The sequence below is a fragment of the Cupriavidus sp. YAF13 genome (assembly GCF_052113425.1).
Lineage (GTDB): Bacteria > Pseudomonadota > Gammaproteobacteria > Burkholderiales > Burkholderiaceae > Cupriavidus.
Map to the genome: position 1 here is coordinate 13,548 of NZ_JBFRDD010000058.1, position 25,967 is coordinate 39,514.

Below are 25,967 nucleotides of genomic sequence, written 5' to 3' on the forward strand. Positions count from 1 at the left end.
ACTCGCAGTGCCTGGCCGCTTAGTAAGGCTAGCACCTCGCGCCGTTCTTGCCAGAGCCGTGTTGCCAGTGGGCAAAAGGCGTCACACGCGCGCAGGTGCCGTCGTCCTGTGCTTAGCCTTGCTCGAAGGAGATCCGCGCGGCAAAGGCCAGCAGCGCGGCCGAGAAGGACCAGCGCTGGACCGTCTGCGCGCGCGGGCTCCGGCGTAGCCAGCCGGTCAGGCGCAGCGCGCCGAACACGCACGCCAGGTCGAAGGCCACGCCGGTCAGCACCAGCACCACGCCGAGCTCAAGTACCTGCGACCACACCGGCGCGCCATGCGGATCCACGAACTGCGGCAACAGCACGGAACAAAAGAGCAGGGCCTTGGGATTAAGGATGCTGCTGAGCGCCCCCTTGGCGACGGAGGCGCGCAGCCGCACCGGTGTTGCTGCCGCGCCGGTGCCGGCGTGCATCCCGAAGGCTGGGCTGCGGAAGATCTGGACGGCCACATAGGCCAGGTAAAGGCCGCCCGCGACGCGGATGCCCTGGTAGAGCCAGGGCGCCGCGCGCAGCAGCGCGGCCACGCCGCATGCCGAGAGCGTGACATGCGCCGCGCGTGCCATGGCCAGGCCGGCGACGGTGGCCAGGCCATGGCGGACGCCCCGGCCGGTGCTGGTTTGCAGCACCAGTGCCATGTCCGGCCCGGGTAAGGCGTAGACCACGGCCAAGGCGCCGATAAAGGTAACGAGCAAATGTAGGGAGACCATGATGCATGCCGTGACGAGGGCAACATCATGACCCAGGGGCTGGAGGGGATTCTGGCGATCTTATGGTGGAAAACCATATAATTTGGTGGAATCCGCTAATTTTGACTTACTGATTGGAGTCTTGCTCTTGGATCTCGATAAAACCGATCGCGCCATCCTGATGGCGCTGCAGGCGGACGGGCGCGCCACCAACGCCAGCGTGGCGGAATCCGTGGGGCTGAGCGAGACACCGTGCGCGCGCCGGCTCAAGCGGCTGGAGGCCGACGGCTATATCGAGGCCTATCGCGCGGTACTGTCCCGCCAGGCCCTAGGGCTTGGCCTGATGGCGTTCACGCAGGTCCGCTTTGGCGTGCACAGCCGTGAGCTCTCCGACCGCTTCGAGCGCGAGATCCAGGCAATCCCACGCATCGTCTCGTGCCATAACGTGTCGGGCAGCGCCGATTACCTACTCTTGGTGGTCGCGCGCGACCTGGAGGATTACGGCATCTTCATGCGCGATGTACTGCGCACATTGCCCGGCGTGACAGCGGTGGAATCCATGCTGTCGCTGGGCGAGGTCAAGCGCAATGCCGGCTTGCCGTTGCTATGACGTGATGACGTGATGACGCGATGACGTGGCAAGGCTAGGCGCCGCAGCCGGGTTCAGTCGTCGCGGTTCGCGGCCAGGGACAGCTCACGCGCTACAAAGAAGCATAAAAGCGCGATGCCCGTGCACAGGATCGCCACGGTGAAGGCCAGTTGCTTGCCGTGCCACAGATCGGAGAACCACTGCGAGAACTCGGCCGCCAGCACCGCTGCCTTGCCGCCGAGGGATAAGCTCGATCAGCCCCCCGGCTATAGTCGCTCACCCCTTGTCACTCACCCCTTGGGCCAGACCATGCCACATCGATCTCTCCAGCCCGGCACGCTGTGGCCGGCCATCCTACGCCAGACGGAGCACGCCCTGCAATGTGGCGCGCTGCATCCGATCGAGACCTTCCAGGCGGGCATCGACGATGGCGGCGTGCGCTTCCTGGTGCGTCAGGTTTCCAGCCTGGCGCGCAAGGACCGCGAAAGGGACCAGAGCCAGGCGCGGCAGAAGGACAACACCGTTTCCGGCAACCAGGCGGGCACCGACCCGTTCCTTCCCTACGACCCGGACCTGTTTGTTGCCGACATCTCCGAGACCCATCTCGCGCTGCTGAACAAGTTCAATGTCCTGGACCATCACCTGCTGATCGTTACCCGCCGCTTCGAGCCGCAGGACGCGCTGCTCAACCTGGCGGATTTCGAGGCGCTGCTTGCCTGCATGGCCGAGTTCGATGGCCTTGGCTTCTATAACGGGGGCGCGGCGGCCGGCGCAAGCCAGTGCCACAAGCACCTGCAACTGGTGCCGCTGCCGCTTGCCAGCGAAGGCCCGGCGCTGCCCATCGCGCCGCTGCTTGCGGCCGCGCGCATCGATGGCGCCGTCGGCATCGTGCCGGGGCTGGCGTTCTCGCATGCGTTCGCGCCGCTGGCTTTGCCGGCGGCCCGCGGCCCGGATCTGGCGCGCACCGCACTTGCGCGCTATCGCGCGCTGCTGGAGGCGGCCGGCGTGCGGGTGATCGACGTGGATGGAGCATCGCAGCCGCTGGCGCCATACAACCTGCTTGTCACGCCGCTTGGGATGCTGCTCGTGCCAAGGTCGGCGGAGTCCGTCGAGGGCATTTCGGTCAATACGCTCGGGTTTGCCGGATCGTTCTTTGTGCGGGACGAGGCACAGATGCGCACCATCGAGCGGCTCGGCCCCATGGCGATGCTGCGGCAAGTCTCGGGCGTGGCGTCGGCGTCACCGGCCGYATCGCGCCAGAAATAAGGGGTAAATATAAAAGCGGGCGCGCCGTTAAAGGGTTTGGGCTAGCAAGGCTTTCCGGTGGCGTTCGCGCCGGGCCGGAATCCGTGCTTGATCGTGCTAGCCAGGTCAGGTCGCATTGCTCGCTGCGCGATGCGACGTTCCCCCCAACGCATGACTTGGTAGGCCTCACCACTTGCCTCTTCAAACGGCTACCGCCCCAGCCAGTCCAAGCCGCGGCCGCAAGCATTCGCGCCTGCCGCGCTTGCTGCCAGCCCTGCTTGCCGCCATCCTCTGCGCGCAGTCGCAGCACACCGCTGCGGACACGGCCCCCCCGCGCGCCGAGGCGGTGGCGCGGGTGGTGTTCAGCCTGCTTGGCTATGCGCGCTGGCCAACCGAGCGGGAAGTCCTGCGCCTGTGCGTGGACGGCTCGGCCCGCTACGGCGCCAAGCTTGCGGAGGGCGGCGTCCTGGCAACTGGCCGCTCCGTGCAATCCAGGCGCATCGACCTGCAGGATGGCGTGTCCACCGCGGGCTGCGATTCCGTCTACCTCGGGCCCATGACGGATGCCCGGCGCAAGAAACTGTCGACGGAGCTGATCGGGCGCCCGGTCCTTGTCATCACGGAAGAAGACTACGAGTGCGAGATCGGCAGCATGTTCTGCCTCAACGTGGTCGATGGCCACGTCTCGTTCCGCGTCAACCTGGATGCCGTTGCCCGCAGCGGCATCCATATCCATCCGGCCGTATTGCAGCTTGGCCGCCGCCGGGGGCCATCGCCATGAAGCTGCCTTTGCGGCCCGACGCGACGAGATCGCGTCCGACGCTGTACAACACGCTGCGCCGCATTCATCTCAGCGTGGCGTTGATCGCCGTGTGCACGGCGGGCATCTCGCTGACCGCGCTCGGGCTGGCCGCGCTGCGCGTCTATGCCGACCACAACCTGCACCTGGTTGCCCGCTCCGTGGCGTACACGCTGGAAGCGCCGGTGGTGTTCCGCGACCAGGCGGCCGCCAACGAGGCGCTGGTGGCAATCGCCGCGACGGAGGTGGCCCAGGCCCGCGTCTATGACAAGGACAACCGGCTGCTGGCCGAGTGGCAGCGCCCGGACGACGAGCGGTTTCCCGGCCTGCAGCGCCTGGCCAGCCGCGTGATGGCGCTCGGCCCGGTGGAGCAGGAGATCCTGCATGAAACGCAGGCGGTGGGCACCGTCCGCCTGACCGCCGACACCGGCAACCTCTTGCGCTTTGTGCTCAGCGGGCTGCTGGGGCTGCTGGCTTGCCTGGTGCTCACCGCGGTCAGCGCGCACTATATGTCGAGCCGCATGCTGGTCCATATCATCGAGCCGGTGCGCAACCTCATGCGCGTGGCCCATGCCGTGCGCTCGGAGCGCGCTTTCGACCAGCGCACGCCGCCAGCGCATATTGCCGAGCTCAATGCGCTCGGGGAGGATTTCAACGGCCTGCTCGACGAACTGGAGACCTGGCAGAACCAGCTCCAGCACGAGAACAGGTCGCTGGCGCACCGCGCCAGCCACGACAGCCTGACCGGCCTGCTCAATCGGGCGGCGTTCGAGGATGCGCTGCATCGGGCCGTGCGCTTTGCCGGCACCTCCAAGGGATATGCGGGCGTGCTCTACCTGGACAGCGACGCGTTCAAGGAGATCAACGACAACTTTGGCCATGCCGCCGGGGACGAGGTGTTGTCCGACATTGCCCGGCGCATCCGTTCCTGCGTGCGCGAGGGCGACCTGGTCGCCAGGCTCGGCGGCGATGAGTTTGCGGTACTGCTCACCGCGCTGCGCAAGCCTGCCGACATCATCCAGGTCGCGGAGCATATCCTGCTTCGCATGAAGGACCCGGTGCAACTGTCGAGCGGCACCAGCATCGGCGCCTCGCTGAGCATCGGGTTGTCCGTGTTTCCGCTTCATGCCCAGACTGCCGCCACCCTGATGCACACGGCGGACGAGGCCATGTACCGGGCCAAGCGCAGGTCGGGAGGCGGCTGGGAGAGCGCGGAGCCGCGGCTGGCGAAATCCGGGCCCGCCACGGCGTCCGAGTGCGAAGACAACGAGAAATAAAACAAGAACGAAAACAAGAACAAGATTAGGAGCATCTTTCATGCTATTGAACTTGCGAGCCGCTGGCAGCCGCGGCATCGCTGCCGCCATGATTGCCATCACCCTTGCGCTTGCTGCCTGCCAGTCGGTGCCGGCCCCGAAGCTCATGCCCGCGCAAGTCGAGGCGCTGCAGTCGCAAGGGTTCCAGATGACCGAGAACGGCTGGGAGCTTGGCCTGTCCGAGAAGGTGCTGTTCGGCCTGAACGAAGACGTGATCAGCGCAGACCGGCAAGGGGCGGTGCAGCGGATCGGCCTGGCGCTATTGGGCGCGGGCATCGATCATGTGCGCCTGGACGGGCACACGGATGACTCCGGCCCGGCTGACTACAACCAGCAGCTGTCGGTCCGGCGCGCGGAGGCGGTGGCGAAGGTGCTCGCCACCACGGGGTTCCAGGCCGAGAACATCCAGGTGCGCGGGCTGGGCAAGAGCAAGCCGGTGGCGGACAACCGCATTGCCACGGGCCGCGCGGAGAACCGGCGCGTGGCCATCGTGGTCACGATTGAGTAGTCATGGCAGCCCAGCAATCAACACCCTCGGGTCAAGCCGGTTCCGGCCTGTCCGCTGCTGCTGAGTTCAACGCGCTGTCACAACGCTTGCAGGCAGGCGGCGTGATTCCCCCTGACGATATTCGCAGGTGGTGCCACCTTGGGCTGGAGCTGGGGCAGCCCGGCCTCGTCCAGACCGTCTGCCAGAACCTGCTGGCGGCGCCCGATGTGCACCCGGCGCTGCGTCCGTACTGGCTGTTTTTCCTGGGCGGGGCGCTGCTCCATCAGCGGCGCGTGGAGGATGGCGTGCTTGCCTTGCGCCAGGCGCTTGAAGCCCTGTGCGTGGCCCCGCTGATCCACAACCCGCAGCCCGTCATGCGCCACCTCGCTGATCCGCAGATCGAGGCGCTGCTGTGGCAAGCCTTGGCGCAGCTCGCCGCCGGCGGCGTGCGCGCGTTCGCCCATGCGGGCACCTTGCTCGGCCTGGTGCGCGAGAATCGTCTGTTGCCGTTCGACAAGGACCTCGACCTGGGACTGCTGGTGGAAGAACTGCCCGCCGCGCACCAGATCCTGACGCGCCATGGCTGGCAGCGCCCGCCGCAGGTCTTTCCCATCGACAACATGGCGACTTATCACCACCCGGCGCGGGACGTGGTCCTCGATCTTTGCGGGTTGGCGCCGCAAGCGGATGGCGCGAGCCTGCTGGGTGGCTTCTGGATCAACCACGGCACGCCCGCCAGCCATCAGCGCGTCACGCGTTTTCCCGGCCCGCTGCGGCTGGAGCGCCATGCCGGGCCGGCTGGCGAAGTCTGGCGCCTGCAGGATCCCGAAACGTGGTTGGAAGCGTTCTACGGCAAGGCGTGGCGTCTTCCGGACCCCGCCTTCGATACCATCATCGGGGCCCACAACCTGGTCGGATTTTCCGCGTTGACGCAGTGGTATGCGTATTCGCGCATTACCAACGCCTGCCTCAACGGCTACTGGGAAAAGGCATTGCGCCTGACGCATCTCGTGCTGGAGCGGCATACGCCGGAGGATGGCTTGCTGCTGCGGATTGCCAGCATACTGGACGGCCACGTCGCCGGCGCGCATCCGCACCGGGTGATTTGACGCGTCAGCCGCCGCGCCGCGCCATGAAGGCGAGCAGGTCCAGGTAGCGGGTGGCTGAGTTCTCGTTGTCGAAGCAGGCCGGCAGTACCAGCCGGTTGCCCGCCAGCCGTGCGCGCGGCCGCAGCAGCACGACGGATTCCGGGCTCAGGGCAAAGGCCTGCGGCCCGGCATCGACGGGCGAGAGCCGGACCAGTCCCTTGAGCTCGCCGCTGGCGCACGCAGCGTCCAGCGCATCCAGCAGCCCGGCCTCCGATGGGGGCCTGGCGAGCCCGAAGCGAAAGTCGATCAGCGACACACCGGTATAGGGAATCAGCACATAGTCCACGCGAAACGCCGCCGGCGCGAGGAAGGGCAGCAGCCGGGGCCCTTCGGTTTCCAGCGTGCACGCGCGGCGCTCGGGATGCGGGTGGTTCGCCAGCCGGTGCGCAGGGACGTTATGGATGACGCTCACCTCGGCATTGTCCACACCGTAGTGCCGCTGCAGCCAGTGGGCCAGCGGCACGAACGCGTTGACCGTGCAGGAGCCATAGGAAATCACCTCGGCCGCCGGGTCGACGGACGCATGGTTGTAGCCGAACACCAGCGTCTGGTCGGCATCGTGGCAGGTGGCCGAGACCAGCACGCGCCGGGTTTGCCCGGCGAGGAAGCGGCGGCATTGCCGCGCACCCGGGTACGCACCCGAGCACTCCAGCCACCAGTTGGTCTGGCCGAGCCAGGGAGCGTGCTCCGCCGGGCCGTGGCTATAGGCAATATGCAGCGTGGCTTGTCCATGCCTGGCGATGAGCAGGGCATCGCCCTCGGCGCGGATCTGGCAGTCGGAGAAGGAAACCTTCGTGTCTTCGGCCAGCACGCGCACGGCCGAGGCCAGCGTGTGATGCGCGTCGTTGATGGCCGTGATGCGCACGGGTGGATCGGGCAGGTCCAGCCAGGCCCGCAATAGATGCAGGCCGAAGCGGCCCAGGCCGTTCAGGCCGGCTGTGATGGTTGGCATTACCCAGGCCTCACGCCGGCAGGCTGTTCAGGATGCGCTCGCGCAGCGCCGTGGTGGATACCTCGCTGGCGCGCGGCGTCCAGGTCAGCCCGATGCCCTGCGCGGCCAGGCGCGGCGCCAGGCGCTCCCAGCGCGCGCTGCCGCGCCAGTCTTCGCCAATGAAGACATGGTTGATCGCCAGCCTGGCCAGCCAGCGTTGCGCGGTCTCGGTGTCGTCCAGGCTGCCAAGCTGGGGCAGCGCCTGATTCACCCAGCCCAGGCCGCGCACGATCTCCATGCGCTCGGTTTCCGGCATGGCGGGGGCGCGTTGCTTCTTCGCTAGTACGGTGGCGTCGCGCGTCACCGCGACGACCAGGGTCTGGCAACGCGCGCGTGCAAATTGCAGGTAGCGCAGGTGGCCGACATGGAACAGGTCGAAGACGCCCACGGCCAGGCCGCGCGCGGGAAGCGGCTGGGCCGGGGCAGCGGCGTCGCCGCTGGCGTGAGGATGCTCGTCGGTCATCGAGTAGAAGGCCATGGGTATGAAGTTGCCTTGGGCATCGGCAAGGGGGCCGATGCCGGCGTCGGCCGCCATGATAGTGCCGCGGGCGCGGCGGCAATCCGGGGAATAAAGGGGGAAGACGGGCCGGAGCGAAGCGAATGCCGCGCACGGGTGGCGTCCCGTGCACGGCAGACGAAGGCGGGACGCCAAGCGGCATCCCGCCTCACTGCAATGACAATCCAATCAGAACGGCAGGCGGACCTTTACCGAAGCGGTCTGGTTGGTAAAGCGCTCGCGCACTTCCGCGTCATAGCGCACGCTGACTTCCATCGCCTTGCTGCTGGTGACGACAAAGCCCAGGCCCGCACGCATCAGCCAGCGCGACGGCGCCATGCCGCGCGTGACGAACTGGGCGCCGCCACCCACGTAGCCCGCGGTGATGGCCGACTGCCGCGCCAGCGCGTCATACCCCACGCCAAGGTTGGCGCTGAACATGGCGTGCTCGGTCAGCGACTGGTTCAGGCGGGCCTCCGTGGACAGGATCAGTTCGCGCGCCGAGTTCTTCGCGACCGCCAGGCTCAGCGCATCGGCGCCGGTCTCGGTGTAGGCCGCATCCTGGATGAAGGTGTAGTCGGCCCGCAGCGACGGCGTGAAGGTGGTGGTTGGCTGCAGGTTGAAGACGCGGCCGATGCCGGCGCGGACGTGCGCGTTCCAGCTGTTGTAGCTCGACGACGCACGGCTGTTCAGCCCGCCGAAGTTGATGTTGCGCTGGCCCTCGTTGCGGCCCGCGCCCAGGTCGGCCTGCACGCTGATGTCGGTGCGCGGATCCAGGCTGTAGCTGCCGTAGCTGATCAGGCGATAGCCGTCGACGCTGGCGCTTTGCGCGGCCACCGGCGAGTTGCCGTCGATGCGGCTGTGCATGTAGGAGAACGCACCGCCCACGCGCACATTGTCGGAGACCACAGTGTCGGCACCCAGCACCATGCCGTAGGTGTTGGCCTTGTAACCTGCCACGCCATCGCGGTCGCCCTGCTTGGCCCACGAGCCCATGGGCTTGAACCAGACCTGGCGGTCGCTGACGAACTCGTCGCCGGAGGACAGGCCGCGGTTGGCTTCCTGGCGGGACTGGATCACGCGGTTGGTGGCGTGCATGGCGGCGGAGTTCACATCCGTCATGCCGGCGACCATCAGCGGCAGGGTCTGCTTGACCGCGTCCGACACCGCTTGCTCGGTCGGCAGGGTGCCCAGGGCGGTGATGACCGGCGTCATGGCTGCGGGGGCGCCCGCGCCTTGCGAGATCAGGGCGTCGAGCACGCGCGCGGCGCCCAGTCCCGGGGTGTTCTGCGCGCCGGTCACGCTGCTGACCACGGTGATCACCGGGGTCGGCGCCGGGGTGGGCGTCGGGGTTGGCGAACTCGGCGAAGCCGGGTCCGGCGTCAGAGTCACCGGCGCGGCGGAGCAGGACGAAGCGCCGGCCCTGGCCACGCACAGGTCGACGGCATTGCCGTTGCGGGTGGCGATGAAATCGAACAGCGCGCTGTTGTCGGTCACCGTGAAGGTCGGGCCGGCCCGCAGCTGGGCGGCGGAGATCACACCGGGCTGCACGCTGGTGCCCGCGACGAGCGCCGGCGCGCCGGCCACGTTCACATTGATCTTGTTGCTGGCGGACAGGTCGGCAGTGCCCCTCACCACCAGCTTGCCATAGGTGCCCTTGGCGCCCAGGCCGGTCTGGAACACACCGCTTGCGGATTGCGTGTAGTTACCATCGATGGTCGCGGTCGCCCCGGGCGCAACGGCCAGTGTGCCGGCGTTGTTCAAGCCCGAGGCCACGCTGATGTAATGCCCCATGTTGAACACGGCGCTCTTGGCCACATTGAACATGTCCACCTGGAACGTGTTGCCCGACGTGAATGTGCCGTTGACGTTGACAGCGGACCCGGCTTGGCCAGAGACCGGGCCGGTCACGGTGGCGGTGGCGCCATCCAGTTCCAGCGTCGCTTTGCCCAGCATGACGGCACCGTCCAGGCGGCCGGCGTTATGGATGCCGTTGGTGATCTTGCTGTCGGCGCTGATACTGATGGCGGTCCCGGCAGAGATCGTGCCGAAGTTGTCAATCCGGTCCACCGTACTGTTCAGTACATTGATACCGGTGCTGAAGCCGCCAGGAGAGGATGCCGTGATGGTCCCGGTATTGCCAACAATGCCAACCGTACTCCCGGAAATGCCGATACCGATTGCCATGCCCCCCGCGAGAGTGTTGGGGAACATGAAGCTGGGGCGGGAACCGCCAGTGGCGGAAATGGTCCCGGCGTTCTGAATGGACTGGACGCTGCTTGAATCGATGCTGACGCCAGTAGCCGCGCCACCTGTGTCGGTGATCGTCCCCGCGCCTTGCACATTCCCGCCAATGCCGGAGATGGTCGCGCTCGCGTTGTTTTCTAGCGCGCCCAGCATGCCTGACGAGATGCTGACGCCAATGCCCGTGCCGGCGTGCCCAAATGCACCTGTCTGGGTGGTGCCGTTTGAGCCGCCTGCGCCACCGGTGCCGGTGATCGAGCCATTATTGGTGATGGTCGCGACGTTTGCTGTCGACACGTTGATGCCGATGCCCGCCGCGCCCGCACCGCCATTGGCTCCAGGGATGGGCGATGGATTGCCACTGCCACCATTCCCGCCCACGCCGGAGATCGAGCCTTTGTTGGTAATCACGCCGACGGTAAACACGCCGGGAGCCATTGAGGACACGCTGATGCCCGTGCCGACGCCGCCGTCTCCACCCGCGGGCGATTGCATGGAGGTTGAATTGGCGCCGTTCAGGCCAGTGCTCGAGATGCTGCCCTGGTTTTCGATGAAAGTGACCGGGGCAAACAGCCCTCCCGAAGGCGTCGTCACGCCGGGGCCGCCCACCACGCTGATGATGCCGCCGGGGGTGGTGACGAGCAGGCTGCTGGCTGAAGCCAGCGTGCAAGTGGCCGTGACCGTGTTCGAGATCGTGTTGGGCGACAACGGCTGGCATGAAGCGCCTGACGCTGCCGCGGCAGGCAGCGCCGCCAGGGAGCCGAGCGCCATGATGGCGGCGGTCGCGATGGACCGCGGCATGGAGGGGGGCAATGCAATCCGGTGAGGCAGATCTGCGGGGCGGCTGCCGGTGGCAAAGCTGCCTTGCCGGACGTTGCTGCGATGGCGTTTCATTTTTCCTGGGACCCTGTTGGGCAAGTGGCCGCTGTCGGCTTGCCGCTTGTTGTTGGCTTGATTTTTTTCCTGATAGAACGACTAGCAAGAAGGAACTGGCAAAAAGGAACTGGCAAAAAGGGACTAGCTTCCGTTGATCTCTTCCTTTCCTATTCCTTTCCAAATCGCGCGAGCTTCGCGTGTTTTTCTGCATATCGATCCTATCCAAATGCATCGTCGCAAAGCTGACAAATGCTGACATCGGCCACTGGTCATGCTTTGCCTGGTCCAATTGGGCAAGTTGTTGCGATAGACTTGCCGCTTGTTGCTGGCCCGTTCTAGTTTTACGTGGCCTTAGATCAAGCCCACGGATCCAGATTTCCTGTGACAAGTCCTCCCCAGGCTGCGCCAATAAGGGCCCCCTTCGTGCCGACAAGAATCCTGATCCTGCTGGCGGTTATCCTGCTTGGCGCCTGCACCCATTTCTCGCCCGCGGCCCGCCGGGAGAACGCCGATGCGCTGGCGGCGGCGCGGGGCTGGCAGCCGTTGCGCCTGCCCGCGCGGGAGTTCGTGCTGACCGCGTATGCGCCGGCCAGCGTGGTGCCTGCGCATACCCTGGCCATCTACATCGAGGGCGATGGCCTCGCCTGGCTTAGCGCCGCGCAGCCCTCCGACGATCCGACGCCGTTGCGCCCGGTGGCGCTCGAGCTCGCGCTGCGCCAGGAGCGTGGCGCAGCGGCGTACCTGTCGCGGCCATGCCAGTTTGTGCAAGGGGAGGATTTCCGGGGCTGCAAGACGGCCGACTGGACGGACCGGCGCTTCTCTGCCGAGGTGATCGGCGCCAGCAACCAGGCCATCGACGCGCTCAAGCAGCGCTACGGTGCGCGGCAACTGATACTGGTGGGGTATTCGGGCGGAGGCGCCGTGGCGGCGCTGGTAGCGGCGCGGCGCCCGGATGTCGTCCGGCTGGTAACGGTGGCGGGCAATCTCGACCCGGTGGCCTGGGCCGCGCTGCACGGCGTGCCGCCGCTGGCCGGCTCGCTCAATCCCGCCGACGCGTGGCGCGCCTTGCAGGACATCCCGCAGCTGCATTTCGTGGGCAGCCGCGATACCAACATCACGCGCGACGTGGCGGCCGCCTATGCGTCACGCTTCCCGGCGGACCGGCAGCCCGCCATCAGGATGGTGGATGGCGCCACGCACACCTGCTGCTGGGCCGAGAAATGGGCTGCCCTGTGGCCTCAGGCTTTCCCATAGGCAGCGCAAGCTCTCGCGCCGTGGCGCGAGAGCTTGCATCGGGTGTGGTGCTTTCCTAGGCCGGCAAGTCAGGGCGCCAGCGGCGCCAGCTTCTCCTGTGCCCAGTTGACCGCCTCGCGCGCGGGCGCCAGCCCGCTCTTCTCCACGCGTTGGGCCAGCGCGAACACGCGCTCGCGGATCCGCGCCACCTCGGTCAGCACCGCCGCTTCCTCGGCGCCGCCCAGGTACTCGCGGGCGCAGCTGATGATGCCGCCCGCGTTGATCAGGAAATCCGGCGCATAGAAGATGCCGCGGCGTTGCAGCGTGTCGCCCTCGTCCAGCGACGCGAGCTGGTTGTTGGCGCCGCCCGCGACGATCTTGAACTGGCAGCCCTCGGCTACCGCCGGGGTGATCACCGCGCCGAGCGCGCAGGGCGCGAACACATCGGCGGCCACGCTGGTGATGGCGGTGGTGGAAACCACCTGTGCGCCGAATTGCTCGCGCGCCTGCTCTGCCTTGGCGCCGTGGATATCGGCCACGATCAGCCGCGCGCCGGCCGCATGCAGCTGGCGGCACAGGTCCCAGCCTACCGAGCCAAGGCCCTGCACGGCAACGGACACGCCTTGCAGGCTGTTATGGTCCAGCACGTAGCGCACGGCGGCCTCGATGCCGACGAACACGCCATAAGCGGTCTTGGGCGATGGGTTGCCGCCGAAGGTGCCCTCGCGCGGCATGCCGCTGATGTAGCGGGTCTGCGTGCGGGCGGCGACCATGTCTTCCACCGTGGTGCCGACGTCTTCTGCGGTGATGTAGCGGCCACCCAGCGATTCGACCATGCGGCCGAAGGCGCGGAACAGCTTGGTGCGATCGGTTTGCGCCGGGGTGCGCAGGATCACGGCCTTGCCGCCGCCGAAGGGCAGGTCGGCCAGCGCATTCTTGTAGGCCATGCCTTGCGACAGGCGCAGGGCGTCGGTCAGGGCGTCGCTCTCGGCGGGATAGGCCCAGTAGCGGCAGCCGCCAAACGCGGGGCCAAGGCTGGTGCTGTAGATGGCGATGATGGCCTGCAGGCCGGACTCGGGATCGGTGGCGAGCGTGACGCGCTCGTGGGATGGGCCTTCGCCAGTGCCGAACAGGCGGCCGGCGGCCTCTGCGGTGATGCGTTCAGTCAAAGCGTCTTCTCCATGAAGATTGGGAGCGCAAAGGGATACCTTCGCTTTCCGGGTGCACCGCATTGGGTTGCAAGGCAGTGCAGTTGCAACGGCAGCCATCGGGGGCCGCCGTCTCGATAAGGCCGGGCCGCCATTGTGTGGCTGCCCGGCCTCGGGTAAACGCTGGGTACCGCGTCGTGGCGCGGAACCGGTGCTGGATCTTACCGGCAAATCGCGGGGAGATGAAGGGCGCGCGCGGTGTGTATGTGTGCGTGTGCGGCGTGTGTGCGGCACCGGCACATCTATACTTGGAACGAGGTAATCCTCAACTCGAGCGAAGCGTGAGAGGGCGCCTGCGCGGTGGCCTCCGCCCTTCGCGTGCCAGGAGGGCACCATGTTCCAGCATCTGCTGCTGCCCGTCGACGGCTCACCCCTGTCCGAAGCCGCTTTCCGCAAGGCCCTGGTGTTCGCCCATGAGGCGCGGGCCCATGTCACGGTGATCCGGGTGATCCCGGACTTCCATGTCTACACCTACCAGGTGGAATTGCTGGCCGACACCCGTACGCGGTTCGTGCAGGAAGCCACCCGCAGTTCGGCGGACTACCTGAAAACCCTGGCCGCCGAAGCCGAGGCGGCGGACGTGTCTTGCGAGACCCTTAGCGTCATACATGACCACCCCTATGAGGCCATCATCCAGGCCGCCCAGGAAAAGGAGTGCGACCTGATCGTGATGGCCTCGCACGGGCGGCGCGGTTTGCAGGGCGTGCTGATCGGCAGCGAGACCAACAAGGTGCTGACGCATAGCCGTATCCCTGTGCTGGTGTATCGCTAGCGGCTCACCGCAGCTGGCTTGCGTTGTGCGGCGCTAGCCACCTGCGGCGTGGCAGCGTCCGGGCAAGACATGGATGCGCCACTAGCATGCGCTTCTAGCCCGCGGCAGTCGCCGCCTGGTCCGGCCGCGTCCAGTCCAGCACCACCTTGCCGCTGTTGCCTGACAGCATGGCGGCAAAGCCGGCCTCGTAGTCGCCCACGCTGAAGCGATGCGTGATCATCGGCGTCAGGTCCAGCCCGCTTTGCAGCATGGCAACCATCTTGTACCAGGTCTCGAACATCTCGCGGCCGTAGATGCCCTTGATCTCCAGCCCCTTGAAAATCACCTGGTTCCAGTCTATCGCCATCTTCGATGGCGGAATGCCGAGCATGGCAATCTTGCCGCCGTGGTTCATGTGCTCGAGCATGGTCGCAAAGGCGGTCGGCACACCGGACATTTCCATGCCCACGTCGAAGCCTTCCGTCATGTGCAACTCGGCAGCCACGTCTTTCAGGTTTTCGTGCTGCACGTTGACGGCGCGCGTGGCGCCCATCTTGCGCGCCAGCGCGAGCCGGTACTCGTTGACGTCGGTGATCACGACATTGCGCGCGCCCACGTGCCGAGCGATGGCAGCGGCCATGATGCCGATGGGGCCTGCGCCGGTGATCAGCACGTCCTCGCCCACCAGGTTGAAGGACAGCGCGGTGTGCGTCGCGTTGCCAAAGGGGTCGAAGATGGCGGCGATCTCGTCCGGGATGTCGCCGGGAATGCGGAACGCGTTGAAGGCCGGAATCACCAGGTACTCGGCAAAGGCGCCGGCGCGGTTCACGCCCACGCCTACCGAGTTGCGGCACAGGTGGCGGCGCCCGGCGCGGCAGTTGCGGCAGAAGCCGCAGGTGATGTGCCCCTCGCCGGAAACGCGGTCGCCAATGGCCAGCCCGCGCACTTCCTGCCCGATGGCGACGATCTCGCCGACATACTCGTGCCCCACCTGCATCGGCACGGGGATGGTGTTCTGCGCCCACTCGTCCCATTTCCAGATATGGATGTCGGTGCCGCAGATGGCCGTCTGCCGGATGCGGATCATCACATCGTTGTGGCCGACTTCCGGCTCGGGGACGTCGGTCAGCGTCAGGCCGGGTGCGCGTTCGAGTTTGGCGAGGGCTTTCATGGGGGAGCCTCCTGCTTGCAGCGTGGTTGAAGCGCTTGGGTGACGCCTGAGCGCCGCTCAGGCGATGGCGCCGAACTTGCGGCCTACCTTGGCAAACGCGGCCACGGCCCGCTCGATCTGCTCGGCCGTATGCGCTGCGCTCATCTGCGTGCGGATCCGCGCCCGGCCCTTGGGCACCACCGGGAAGGAGAAGCCCACCACGTACACATGCTCTGCCAGCAACGCATCGGCCATGCCGGATGCCAGCGCGGCATCGCCCAGCATCACCGGGATGATGGGATGCTGGCCCGGCACCAGCGTAAAGCCCAGCGCCGTCATCTCGCGGCGGAAATGCTCGCCGTTCTCCCGCACGCGCGCGCGCAATGCCGCGCCTTCTTCGCTGGCCAGCAACTCCAGCACTTTCAGCGTGGCGGCGCAGATGCTCGGCGCCAGCGAGTTGGAAAAAAGATAAGGCCGCGAGCGCTGCCGCAGCAACTCCACGATTTCCCGGTGCGCCGCCACATAGCCACCCGAGGCGCCGCCCAGCGCCTTGCCCAGCGTGCCGGTGATGATATCCACGCGGCCCTCCACGCCACACAGCTCCGGCGTGCCACGCCCGTGCTCGCCCACGAAGCCCACCGCGTGCGAATCGTCGACCATCACCAGCGCCCCGTAGCGGTCCGCCAGGTCGCAGATGGATTTGAGGTCCGCGATGATGCCGTCCATCGAGAACACGCCGTCGGTGGCGATCAGCTTGAAGCGCGCGCCGGCGGCATCCGCCTCCTGCAGCCGGGTCTCCAGGTCGGCCATGTCGTTGTTGCGGTAGCGGTAGCGCCTGGCCTTGCACAGGCGCACGCCGTCGATGATGCTGGCGTGGTTGAGCTCGTCGCTGATGACGGCGTCCTGGTCGTCGAGCAAGGTCTCGAACAGGCCGCCGTTGGCGTCGAAGCAACTGGAGTAGAGGATGCTGTCGCCGGTGTGGAGGAACTTGGCGAGTACGGCTTCGAGGGTCTTGTGCACGGACTGGGTGCCGCAGATGAAGCGGACCGAGGCCATGCCGAAACCGTCTTGCTCCAGGCCGCGCCGGGCGGCTTCGATCAGGCGGTGGTCATCTGCCAGGCCCAGGTAGTTGTTGGCGCAGAAGTTCAGTACGTGCTCGCCGCCCGCCAGCCGGATATCGGCTGCCTGCGGGCTGGCGATGACGCGCTCGGATTTATGGAAGCCGTCGGCGCGGATGGTGCTTAAGGTGTCGCGAAGGTGGGAGAGATAGCGGTCGCGCATGGAAGGTCCCCGGCTAGGTTGTTGGGCGGCGTAGCTTGCGCCAGTCTCCATGGTATGGCGAAAGCCGGGAAAATACCGCTTTTGCCGTGCGCGTGTTTTGTGCTGCGCTGCGCAAGCGCTGGCCGGCGCAGCGCGACCGATGCTGCTATGCGGCAGCCGCCGCGCCGGTCCCTGGATCAGATCGAAAACGCAATGAAATCAAGCCTTTGTCTCTTTGCCTTAGGGTCGGCAACTCCTATCCTTAAGTGAGGTTGCGCATGCCGCCGCGATCGGCGCGCATGCCGGCTACCGGCTTGCTGGCGGAGGCGGCCATGAACGAAGACGTACGGATTGCTCCTATCGAGCGAATCATCTATTCGCGCCGGCACGGATCCACCGGCACCCTTGTCTGCCACAACGCGCGGCGCCGCCGCCTGATCCAGGCCGCCGCCGCTACCGCGCTTGCCGCGGGGCTTGGCCCCTTGGTGCTGCCACGCCGGGCGCAGGCAGCCAGGCACACCTTGAAGATCCTCCAGTGGAACCACTTCGTGCCGGGCTATGACAAGTGGTTCGATAACACCTATGTGAAGGAATGGGGCCAGCGCAACGATACCGAGGTCATCGTCGATCACGTGGGGATTCCCGCGCTGGCCACGCGGGCCGCCGCCGAGGTATCCGCCCAGAAGGGGCACGACCTGTTCATGTTCCTGTCGCCTGCGCCAGTGTACGAGGAGCAGGTCATCGATCACCGCGAGATTTACGAGGAATGCCAGCGCAAGCATGGCAAGCCGGTCGAACTGGCGATCAAGAGTACGTATAACCCGAAGACGAAGAAGTACTTCGGCTTCTCCGACAGCTTCGTGCCGGACCCGATCAATTTCCGCAAGGACCTGTGGGACGAGATCGGCATGCCTGCGCCGGACAGCTGGGACGACGTGCTGAGCGCGGGCCGCAAGATCAAGCGCAATCGCAACGTGCCGGTGGGCATTGGCTTGTCGGCTGAACTCGATACCGCGATGGCGATGCGAACCATCCTCTTCGCATTCGGCGGCTCGATCCAGGATGAGCGCCATACCGTCGTGCTGAATTCGAAGAACACGCTGGAGGCGGTCAAGTTCGTCAAGGCCCTGTACCAGGAGACCATGACGCCGGAGGTGCTGGCGTGGGATCCGTCCTCCAACAACCGCGCCATGCTGGCGGGCAAGATCTCGCTTTGCCTGAACGCTATTTCCATCACGCGCGAAGGCGAGAACAAGAACATTCCAGTCACGCCCGATATCTGGCTGACCCAGGCCTTGCGCGGCCCGGTGCGCCGCATCGGCATGGAACACGTGATGGACTGCTACGTGATCTGGAAATTTGCCGAGAACATAGCGGGTGCCAAGAAGTTCCTGCTGGACTATATCGACAATTTCCACCAGGCCTTTCTCGGCAGCGAGTACTACAACTTCCCCTGCTTCCCGAGCACAGTCCCGGACCTGCAGAAGCTGATCGCCGATGATCCCAAGGCTCGCCCGCGCGACAAGTACAAGGTGCTGGGCAGCCTGATGAACCAGGCCACCAACGTCGGCTACCCCGGCTATGCCAATGCGGCTATCGACGAGATCTTCAATACCTGGGTGCTCAACACCATGTTCGCCAAGGCCGCCACCGGCGATGAAACGCCGGAGAATGCCATCCGCGCCGCGGAATCCACGTGCAAGCGGATCTTCGCCAAGTGGCGGGAAAAAGGGCTCGTATGAGCCGCCCTTGCCGGGCCGGAGGCATCAGGATGGGCGTGGGCCGATAAGTCATGGCCACGGTGGAAACCCGCTCACTCACCAAGCGTTTCGACGGCGCCAACGCTGTCGACGGCATCGACCTGGCCGTGCACGAAGCTGAGTTCCTGGTGCTGCTGGGCCCGTCCGGCTCGGGCAAGACCACCTTGCTGCGCCTGATTGCCGGGCTGGAAGCACCCACCTCCGGCGATATCGTGGTGGGCGGCCGTGTCGTCACCGGGCTGCCGCCGCGCGCGCACAACATGGCCATGGTGTTCCAGAGCTACGCGCTCTATCCGCACCTGAGCGTGGCCGGCAACATCGCCTTCCCGCTGGAGGCGCAGCGCATGCCGCGCGAGGCAATCGCGCGCAAGGTGAGCTGGGCCGCGGCGCTGTTCGGCATCGGCCACCTGCTGGCGCGCAAGCCGCGCCAGCTCTCCGGCGGCGAGCGCCAGCGGGTGGCGCTGGCGCGCGCGGTGGTGCGCGATCCGGTGGCTTTCCTGCTGGACGAGCCGCTCTCCAATCTCGACGCCAAGCTCAGGACCTCCGCGCGCGAGGAATTGCAGCAGCTTCAGCGGCGCCTGGCGACCACCACGATCTACGTCACGCACGACCAGAGCGAGGCGCTGGCGCTAGGCGACCGGGTCGCCATTCTCGATCACGGCCGCGTGCACCAGCTCGGCACCCCGCAGCAAGTGTACGAGCAGCCGGCAGATACCTTCGTGGCCACCTTCATCGGCTCGCCGCCGATGAACCTGGTCGACACCGATGGCCTGGTGACGGGCTTCCGGCCGGAGCACTTCCTGCCGCGCGGGGTCTATGGCGGCGATGAAGCGCTGGAACCCTTCCCCTTCCATATCACCCGCATCGAGAATCTCGGTTCCGACCGGCTGGTGTATGGCCTGCTGGAGCCACCGCTGCCGCCGGCCAAGGTTATCTCGCGGATTCCCTGCACCGTCACCTTCGCGCTGGAGACCGGCGCGCGCTACCCGTTCGCGGTGCGGCGTGCCGACCTGAGGCGCTTTGATCCGCATTCCGGCGCCAGCCTCGGCGTGCCGTCGTCCGTGAGGCCGGCATGAGCACCCGGGCTCCCGCCGCGCTAGCGCCACAGGCCGGTGCCTGGCATGCGCTGGGCGAGCGCTGGCTCGGCGCCCTGATGCTGGCGCCGGCACTCATCTATATCGCGCTGCTGCTCGGCCTTCCCTTCCTGCTGTCGATCTACTACAGCCTGTCCGATATCACGGTGGGCACGCGCGCCATGCATTTCGTTGGCCTCGCGAACTTCCAGCGTATCGTGCACAACCCCACCTTCTGGCGCTCGCTTGGCAATGCGCTGGTGTTCACGCTGGTGTCGCAGGCGCTGGTGGTGGTCCTGGCCAAGATCCTGGCGCTGGCACTGGTGCGTGATTTTCGCGGCAAATGGCTGGTGCGGCTGCTGATCCTGTTACCGTGGGTGGCGCCGATCTCGCTGGGTTCGATCGGCTGGCTGTGGATATTCGATCCGGTCTACAGCATCATCAACTGGACGCTGCGCGCGCTCGGCCTGTTTGGGCCGCAGACCTGGCCGATCTGGCTGGGCCAGCCGGACCTGGCCATGGCGTCGGTGATCCTGGTGGATGTCTGGCGCCTGCTGCCGCTGGCCACGGTCATTATCCTGGCCGGCCTGCACGGCATCCCGCAGGATATCCACGATGCCGCGGCCATGGATGGCGCCGGCTTCTGGCGCCACCTGTTGCGCATCAATATCCCGCTGGTGATGCCGATCATGCTGGTGGCGCTGTTGTTCGGCATCGTGTTTACGCTCACCGACATGATCATCATCTTCGTGCTGACCCGTGGCGGGCCTTACGACACTACGCAGGTGCTGGCCAGCCTGGCATTTTTCACCGGCATCCAGGGCGGCGACCTGGCCGAGGGCGCGGCGATTTCGCTGTTCCTGTTCCCGCTGCTGGTAGCGGTGGTGGCCCTGCTGCTGACCATCGCCAACCGCGCGGAGGTAGCCTGACATGCGTGCCGATGCCAGTCACTGGAAGCACAGAGGCGCGCGCTGGGGCGCACGCTTCGGCCATGTCGCCATCCTTGCCGTCTTCGCGGGGTTCTGCGCCTTTCCCTTCTACTGGATGCTGATCACCACCTTCAAGGATGTCCACGACCTGATCAACACGGCCAACAACCCCTTCCTGTTCAACCAGCCGCCCACCCTGGACAACCTGCGCGTGCTGTTCCTGGAGACACGCTACCTGCGCTGGATCGCCAATACGCTGCTGGTGGGGGCGATGGTGGTGGCCATCACCTTGCTGCTGGCGGTGCCGGCCGGCTACAGCCTGGCCCGGCTGGCAGGCAGCCGCGGGCGGCAGCTGGCGATCGCCATCTTCCTGACCTACCTGATCCCGCCCACCATCCTGTTCATTCCCTTCTCCCGCATCATCGGCGCGCTCGGCCTGCAGGATTCGCTGTGGTCGCTGGTGCTGGTGTACCCGAGTTTCACCGTGCCTTTCTGCACCTGGCTGATGATGGGGTTTTTCAAGGCGGTGCCGCGCGATATCGAAGAGGCGGCGATGATGGACGGGCTGAGCCGCTTCGGCGCCTTCCTGAAGGTGGTGGTGCCGCTGTCGTCGGCCGGCATCCTGACCGTAGTCATATTCACGCTGACGCTGGTGATGCAGGAATTCGTCTATGCCCTCACCTTTATCACCAGTTCGTCACAGTACACCGTCAGCGTTGGCGTGCCGACCTTCCTGGTGCGTGGGGATGTCTATTTCTGGGGCTCCCTGATGGGCGCCTGCCTGGTCGTCAGCGTGCCGGTAGCCGTGCTCTACAACCTGTTCGTCGACCGCTTTGTCGCGGGTTTTACCGTGGGCGCGGTGAAGTGAGCGGGTTTGGCGGTGGCCGGGTCCGTGCTCCCGCTGCGCGGCGCCGCCTCAAACTCCGCTACAATCGCGCCATGTTTCGCGCAGACCGCCCCTCCTTCTTGCGGGGAGCCTTGCTGCTGTTGCTGTTTGCAATGCAGCTCCTCACCCCGCTTCTGCACGGCCATCTCGGAACCCCGAAACTCCATGGCCTGCATGTGCACACGGCGCTCCAAGGTGCGGTTAATTCTTATTCTCCTTCCGCTTCATCCCCTTTGCCCACAGGTTCCGCCGCGCTGATCGCGGTCGAGCCGCTTGAGGTCGATGTGCAGACCGCCATCGGCCCCATTGCCTTTTCCCTCCACGTGCAGGCCGCCGATGTGCTGATCGGCCTGGTCTTCGCGTTCCTGCTGTTTGCCGCGCGGCCGCTGCCGGTGTTCCGGCGCTTGCCGTGGCGCCAGCGCACGCCGCCCCGATGGCGTGGCAGCGACAGCAGGCCACCCCCCGCGCACGCCCCGCCCTTCGCTTCCTGATTCCCCTGCCGGCCACGCCGGCGGTGCACGCTCGCGCGCCTGATCGAGGCTGATCACGGCGTGCCGGGGGCTTCCATCCTGCTTTGGAGTCAGGCATGTTTTCCCGTCGAGTTGTTTTCGTTGGCGCGCTGGTCGCGTCGACGCTGTTCCCCATTGGCATGGCCCGCGCGCAGGTACTGGCGTTGTCCGATGCACAGGCCCGCGCGCTCGGCGTGCGGTTTGATCCGGTCGCCGGTGCCGCGCAGCTGGAGACCGGCGCCAGCGCTCGCGTGGTGCTGAAGCCCGATGCGCAGTACGTGGTTGCGGCGCCCTATGCCGGCATGGTCTCGCGCGTGCTGGTGTCGATCGGCCAGGCGGTGCGCGCCGGCCAGCCGCTGGCCGCCTTTGCCAGCCCGCAACTGTTCGAGGCCGGGCGTGCGCTGTCGGAAGCGCGCTCGCAGGCCAACCTGGCCCGCCTGGCGCTGGCGCGGGACCGCGGCTTGCACGACGACGGCATCATCCCGGGCAGCCGCTGGCACGCCACGCAGGCACGCGCGGCGGAAGGCGCGGCGATGGTGCGCGCCCGCGAGGCCGAGATGGCTGCCGCGGGCATCGTGTTCGCCAGCGGCTCGGGTGAGCCGCAACTGGTGGCCGGCCGTGCCGGGCTGATTGCCGAGGTCAACGCCGTGCCCGGCACGCGCGTGGAAGGCGCCGCGCCGTTGTTCCGCATCGTGGATCCCACCGCGCTGGAACTGGATCTGCTGGTTGGCCGCGATGTGCCCGCTCCGGCGGGCGGCGAGCGCGTGGAGGTGCGCCAGCGCGGCGCCACCGGCACGGTGGCCGGCGTGGTGCCGGCAAGCGACGGCACCGCCGCCGTGCGCGTGCGCGCGGTGCTGGACAAGCGCGGCAGCCTGCAGGCCGGCGAGAGCGTGAATGTGATCGTGCACTTGCGTAGCACACCCGACGCCACCGGCGCGGGCCGCGTACGGGTGCCGGCCATGGCGCTGACGTATTGGCGCGGCACGCCGGGCGTGTTCGTGGCGACCAAGACCGGCGTGCGCTACCAGACCGTGGTGGTCGAAGCCGTGGACGATGCCGCCGCGACCGTGCGCGGCCCGCTGCCGGCCGGCACGCGCGTGGCGGTGGCCGGCGTGGGCGCGCTCAAGGGCATGCTCGCGGGAGGCCAGTGATGCTGGCCGGCCTGATCGAATTCTCCCTGCGCCAGCGGGCGCTGGTGCTGATTGCCGCCTGCGTGCTGGCTGTGGCCGGAGCGTGGGCTTACTTGAAGCTGCCCATCGATGCCTTTCCGGACATCTCGCCCACCCAGGTCAAGGTCATCCTGAAGATCCCCGGCATGACGCCGGAGGAAGTCGAGCAGCGCGTTTCCACGCCGATCGAGCAGGAACTGCTGGGCATCCCGCACAAGACCATCGTCCGCTCGGTGTCCAAGTACGGCATCAGCGACGTGACGGTCGATTTCGAGGAAGGCGTGGATAGCTACTGGGCCCGCCAGCAGGTGTCCGAGCGGCTCGCCGGCCTGTTGCGCGACCTGCCGCCCAACGCCATCGGCGGGCTGGCGCCGATCACCACGCCGCTGGGCGAGATGTTCATGTTCACGGTGGAGGGGGATGCCTTCTCGCTGGCCGAGCGGCGCCGCGTGCTGGACTGGGTGCTGCGCCCGGCCTTGCGCACCGTGCCCGGCGTGGCGGATGTCAACGCGCTGGGCGGCGAGGTGCGCAGCTACGAGGTCATCCCCGATCCGGCGCGGCTGCGCGCCCGCGCCGTCACGCTGGAGCAACTGCGCCAGGCGCTCGACGCCAACAACCGCAACGACGGCGCCGGCCGGGTGGAGCAGGGCGACGAGAACTGGGTGGTGCGCGTCGAAGGCGGCGTGCGCGGCGTGGAAGACCTGCGCCAGGTGGCCGTTGCCGCGCCGGGCGGGCGCAACGGCATGCCGCTGGTGACGGTGGGCGATGTGGCCACCGTCAGGCTCGGYGTGGCTACGCGCAACGGCGCGGTCAGCAAGGACGGCCGCGGTGAAGCGGTGCAGGGGCTGGTGCTGGCCCTGCGCGGCGCCGATGCCCGCCAGCTGGTCGCCGACGTGCAGGCCAGGCTGGATGCGCTGGCGCCGCAGCTGCCCAAGGGCATGTCCACGCACGTGTTCTACAACCGGGGTGAACTGGTCACGCGTGCCGCCAATACCGTGGTGCGGGCCTTGATCGAGGCCAGCTTGCTGGTGGTGGTGACGCTGTACCTGTTTCTCGGCGGCCTGCGCGCGGCGCTGGTGGTGGCGGCAACCCTGCCGCTGTCGATGCTGGCGACCTTCCTGCTGATGCGCTACGTGGGGCTGACCGCCAACCTGATGAGCCTTGGCGGCCTGGCGATTGCGCTGGGCATGCTGGTGGACGCGGCGGTGGTGGTGGTGGAGAACATCGAATCCGCGTTGGCGAAGGCGCACGAACGCAAGTCCGACCCGGCGCTGCGCGGCGCGGTGATCCGCCATGCTGTCGCCAGCGTGGCGGTGCCGATGCTGGCCGGGGTGTCGATCATCGCGATCGTGTTCCTGCCGCTGCTGTCGCTGCAAGGCCTGGAGGGCAAGCTGTTTGGCCCGGTGGCGCTGACCATCGTGCTGGCGTTGGCGTCGTCGGTGGCGATCGCCTTCACCGTGGTGCCGGCACTGGCGTCGCTGCTGCTGCGCGCGCATGCGGACGAGACGCCGTACCTGATGCGCAAGGTGGCACGCGGCTTTGCCCGGCTGCAGGACTGGAGCGGGCGGCATCCGCGCGCGGTCTTTGCCTCGGCGGGTGTGGCGCTGGCCTTGGCGGTGGCGCTCTACCTGTCGGTGGGCAAGACCTTCATGCCCACCATGGACGAGGGCGACATGATCGTGCAGCTGCAGAAGGCGCCGTCGGTCTCGCTGGCCACCTCGGTGGACCTGGACCTGCGGGTGCAGCAGGCGCTGCTGGCCGAGGTGCCGGAGATCCGCTCGATCGTGGCGCGCTCCGGCTCAGACGATCTCGGCCTCGATCCGATGGGGCTGAACGAGACCGACACCTTCCTCGTGCTGCAGCCAAAGGACCAGTGGCGCGGCAGCAAGGAAGACATCGCCATCGCCATCCGCCGCGTCATGGAGCGTTTCCCGGGCGTGGTGTATGGCTTCACGCAACCCATCGAGATGCGCGTCTCGGAGATGCTGACCGGCACGCGCGGCGACGTGGCGATCAAGGTGTTCGGCGCTGATCTCGGCGCGATCGACACCGCGGCGCAGGCCATCGCCGCGCGCGTGCGCAAGATCCCCGGCGCGGCCGAAGTGATCGCGCCCAGCAACGAGGGCGTGCAGTACCTCACGCTCGCGCTGGACCGCGCCGCCGTCGGGCGCGCAGGGCTCTCCGGCGATGCGCTGCAAGCGTTGCTGCGCGCGCAGGTGGAGGGCGACCGGATCGGCATCGTGCCGGAGGGCACCGTGCGCACGCCGCTGATCCTGCGTGGCAGCGATAGCCTGCGGCAGACGCCGGAGACATTCACCAGCTTGCAGGTGACGGCGCCGGACGGCACGTCCTGGCCGCTCACCTCCCTGGCACAGGTGCGGCGCGTGGAAGGGCCGGTGCGCATCAACCACGAAGACGGTGGGCGCTTTGCGGTGATCCAGGTCAGCGTGGAAGGACGCGACCTGACCGGCTTCGTGCAGGAGGCGCAAACGGCCGTGGCGGGCCTGTCCGGACTGCCCAAGGGATTGCGCGTGGCCTGGGGGGGCCAGTTCGAGAACCAGCAGCGCGCCGCCGCGCGCCTTGCGCTGGTAGTGCCGCTGGCGCTGGGCGCCATCTTCCTGCTGTTGATGCTGACCTTCCGCTCGATCCGCCAGGCGGCGCTCGTCATCGCCAATATTCCGTTCGCGCTGGTGGGCGGCATCGCCGCGCTGCGGGTGGCGGGCGAGTACCTGTCGGTGCCCGCCTCGGTGGGCTTTATCGCGCTCCTGGGCATTGCCGTGCTGAACGGCGTGGTGCTGGTTTCGCATTTCAATACCTTGCTGGAGGAAGGGTGGCCAATGGCCGAAGCGGTGCGCACCGGCGTGCGCGACCGCTTGCGGCCGGTCCTGATGACCGCCTGCATCACGGCGCTGGGGATGATTCCCTTGCTGCTTGCCAGCGGGCCCGGCTCTGAGATCCAGCGCCCGCTGGCCATCGTCGTCTCGGGCGGCCTGGTCAGCTCCACCGCACTGACCTTGCTGCTGTTGCCGCTGTTGTTCGAGCGCTTTGGCGTGGCGCGGTCGCGCGAGGACAAGCAAGGCCGCATGGCACAAGGAGAGGCGCAATGAGCGGCGCAATGAGA

The 25,967-nt window shown here is 67.1% G+C and carries 24 protein-coding genes; 16 read left to right on the top strand and 8 right to left on the bottom strand.

The window, feature by feature from the left end:
- Positions 1 to 112: 112 nt before the first annotated feature.
- On the bottom strand, positions 113 to 748 hold the full coding sequence (locus AB4061_RS33145; protein WP_441640413.1) for a LysE family translocator: 636 nt from the start codon (positions 746 to 748) through the stop codon (positions 113 to 115).
- A 127-nt stretch (positions 749 to 875) separates the two neighbouring features.
- Here AB4061_RS33145 and AB4061_RS33150 point away from each other — a divergent pair, with 127 nt between their 5' ends.
- Entirely contained in the window at positions 876 to 1,337 is a 462-nt protein-coding gene (locus AB4061_RS33150) for an Lrp/AsnC family transcriptional regulator (protein WP_043353252.1), read from the top strand.
- Between the two features lie 53 nt (positions 1,338 to 1,390).
- Here the strand turns inward: AB4061_RS33150 and AB4061_RS33155 are convergent, their stop codons facing one another.
- Complete coding sequence (locus AB4061_RS33155) at positions 1,391 to 1,540, bottom strand: hypothetical protein (protein ID WP_441640414.1); 150 nt, start codon at positions 1,538 to 1,540, stop codon at positions 1,391 to 1,393.
- Positions 1,541 to 1,625: 85 nt separating this feature from the next.
- On the opposite strand from AB4061_RS33155, the gene AB4061_RS33160 reads away from it, so the two are divergent.
- The 5 genes from AB4061_RS33160 (at position 1,626) to AB4061_RS33180 (ending at position 6,272) form a co-directional block, all read left to right on the top strand.
- Positions 1,626 to 2,582: an ATP adenylyltransferase family protein gene (locus AB4061_RS33160; protein ID WP_441640415.1), complete on the top strand. Its 957-nt coding sequence runs from the start codon at positions 1,626 to 1,628 to the stop codon at positions 2,580 to 2,582.
- Positions 2,583 to 2,754: 172 nt separating this feature from the next.
- A complete protein-coding gene (locus tag AB4061_RS33165; protein WP_441640416.1) occupies positions 2,755 to 3,342 on the top strand; it encodes a YfiR family protein in 588 nt (195 codons plus the stop codon).
- Positions 3,339 to 4,637 carry a diguanylate cyclase domain-containing protein gene (locus AB4061_RS33170; protein ID WP_441640417.1) on the top strand — a complete coding sequence of 433 codons (1,299 nt, stop codon included), beginning with the start codon at positions 3,339 to 3,341 and terminating at the stop codon, positions 4,635 to 4,637. Before AB4061_RS33165 ends, AB4061_RS33170 begins: the two co-directional genes overlap by 4 nt.
- 40 nt (positions 4,638 to 4,677) lie before the next feature.
- Entirely contained in the window at positions 4,678 to 5,184 is a 507-nt protein-coding gene (locus tag AB4061_RS33175; protein WP_441640418.1) for an OmpA family protein, read from the top strand.
- A gap of 2 nt (positions 5,185 to 5,186) precedes the next feature.
- Positions 5,187 to 6,272 carry a hypothetical protein gene (locus AB4061_RS33180; protein WP_441640419.1) on the top strand — a complete coding sequence of 362 codons (1,086 nt, stop codon included), beginning with the start codon at positions 5,187 to 5,189 and terminating at the stop codon, positions 6,270 to 6,272.
- Between the two features lie 4 nt (positions 6,273 to 6,276).
- On the opposite strand, the gene AB4061_RS33185 is transcribed toward AB4061_RS33180, so the two are convergent.
- The 3 genes from AB4061_RS33185 to AB4061_RS33195 form a co-directional block, all read right to left on the bottom strand.
- Positions 6,277 to 7,263: a hypothetical protein gene (locus AB4061_RS33185; RefSeq protein ID WP_441640420.1), complete on the bottom strand. Its 987-nt coding sequence runs from the start codon at positions 7,261 to 7,263 to the stop codon at positions 6,277 to 6,279.
- A gap of 10 nt (positions 7,264 to 7,273) precedes the next feature.
- Positions 7,274 to 7,837, bottom strand: coding sequence for an adenylyltransferase/cytidyltransferase family protein (locus AB4061_RS33190; RefSeq protein ID WP_441640421.1), 564 nt, complete (start codon positions 7,835 to 7,837; stop codon positions 7,274 to 7,276).
- A 150-nt stretch (positions 7,838 to 7,987) separates the two neighbouring features.
- Positions 7,988 to 9,985, bottom strand: coding sequence for an autotransporter domain-containing protein (locus AB4061_RS33195; protein WP_441640422.1), 1,998 nt, complete (start codon positions 9,983 to 9,985; stop codon positions 7,988 to 7,990).
- 76 nt (positions 9,986 to 10,061) lie between these two features.
- Between AB4061_RS33195 and AB4061_RS33200 the strand changes: the two genes are divergently transcribed.
- Together AB4061_RS33200 and AB4061_RS33205 are read left to right on the top strand one after the other, a co-directional pair.
- Positions 10,062 to 10,868 (top strand): hypothetical protein, encoded by an 807-nt coding sequence (locus AB4061_RS33200; protein WP_441640423.1) that lies wholly within the window; start codon positions 10,062 to 10,064, stop codon positions 10,866 to 10,868.
- Between the two features lie 473 nt (positions 10,869 to 11,341).
- On the top strand, positions 11,342 to 12,172 hold the full coding sequence (locus tag AB4061_RS33205; RefSeq protein ID WP_441640424.1) for an alpha/beta fold hydrolase: 831 nt from the start codon (positions 11,342 to 11,344) through the stop codon (positions 12,170 to 12,172).
- A 68-nt stretch (positions 12,173 to 12,240) separates the two neighbouring features.
- Here the strand turns inward: AB4061_RS33205 and AB4061_RS33210 are convergent, their stop codons facing one another.
- Positions 12,241 to 13,320 carry a Leu/Phe/Val dehydrogenase gene (locus AB4061_RS33210; protein ID WP_441640425.1) on the bottom strand — a complete coding sequence of 360 codons (1,080 nt, stop codon included), beginning with the start codon at positions 13,318 to 13,320 and terminating at the stop codon, positions 12,241 to 12,243.
- A gap of 373 nt (positions 13,321 to 13,693) precedes the next feature.
- On the opposite strand from AB4061_RS33210, the gene AB4061_RS33215 reads away from it, so the two are divergent.
- Positions 13,694 to 14,131, top strand: coding sequence for a universal stress protein (locus AB4061_RS33215; protein WP_441640426.1), 438 nt, complete (start codon positions 13,694 to 13,696; stop codon positions 14,129 to 14,131).
- A gap of 94 nt (positions 14,132 to 14,225) precedes the next feature.
- On the opposite strand, the gene tdh is transcribed toward AB4061_RS33215, so the two are convergent.
- Positions 14,226 to 15,281 (bottom strand): L-threonine 3-dehydrogenase, encoded by a 1,056-nt coding sequence (tdh, locus tag AB4061_RS33220; protein WP_441640427.1) that lies wholly within the window; start codon positions 15,279 to 15,281, stop codon positions 14,226 to 14,228.
- A 57-nt stretch (positions 15,282 to 15,338) separates the two neighbouring features.
- Entirely contained in the window at positions 15,339 to 16,541 is a 1,203-nt protein-coding gene (locus tag AB4061_RS33225) for a glycine C-acetyltransferase (RefSeq protein ID WP_441640428.1), read from the bottom strand.
- A 257-nt stretch (positions 16,542 to 16,798) separates the two neighbouring features.
- Between AB4061_RS33225 and AB4061_RS33230 the strand changes: the two genes are divergently transcribed.
- The 7 genes from AB4061_RS33230 (at position 16,799) to AB4061_RS33260 (ending at position 25,953) form a co-directional block, all read left to right on the top strand.
- Positions 16,799 to 18,262, top strand: a complete 1,464-nt coding sequence (locus AB4061_RS33230; protein WP_441640429.1) for an ABC transporter substrate-binding protein — start codon at positions 16,799 to 16,801, stop codon at positions 18,260 to 18,262.
- Between the two features lie 50 nt (positions 18,263 to 18,312).
- Positions 18,313 to 19,356, top strand: coding sequence for an ABC transporter ATP-binding protein (locus AB4061_RS33235; protein ID WP_441640430.1), 1,044 nt, complete (start codon positions 18,313 to 18,315; stop codon positions 19,354 to 19,356).
- Positions 19,353 to 20,282 carry a carbohydrate ABC transporter permease gene (locus AB4061_RS33240; protein ID WP_441640431.1) on the top strand — a complete coding sequence of 310 codons (930 nt, stop codon included), beginning with the start codon at positions 19,353 to 19,355 and terminating at the stop codon, positions 20,280 to 20,282. The genes AB4061_RS33235 and AB4061_RS33240 overlap by 4 nt, the downstream gene beginning before the upstream one ends.
- Before the next feature lies 1 nt (position 20,283).
- Complete coding sequence (locus AB4061_RS33245; RefSeq protein ID WP_441640432.1) at positions 20,284 to 21,150, top strand: carbohydrate ABC transporter permease; 867 nt, start codon at positions 20,284 to 20,286, stop codon at positions 21,148 to 21,150.
- Between the two features lie 110 nt (positions 21,151 to 21,260).
- On the top strand, positions 21,261 to 21,659 hold the full coding sequence (locus AB4061_RS33250) for a hypothetical protein (protein WP_441640433.1): 399 nt from the start codon (positions 21,261 to 21,263) through the stop codon (positions 21,657 to 21,659).
- 95 nt (positions 21,660 to 21,754) lie between these two features.
- Positions 21,755 to 22,828 (top strand): efflux RND transporter periplasmic adaptor subunit, encoded by a 1,074-nt coding sequence (locus AB4061_RS33255; RefSeq protein ID WP_441640434.1) that lies wholly within the window; start codon positions 21,755 to 21,757, stop codon positions 22,826 to 22,828.
- Positions 22,828 to 25,953 (top strand): efflux RND transporter permease subunit, encoded by a 3,126-nt coding sequence (locus AB4061_RS33260; protein ID WP_441640435.1) that lies wholly within the window; start codon positions 22,828 to 22,830, stop codon positions 25,951 to 25,953. The genes AB4061_RS33255 and AB4061_RS33260 overlap by 1 nt, the downstream gene beginning before the upstream one ends.
- The last annotated feature ends 14 nt before the right edge of the window (positions 25,954 to 25,967 follow it).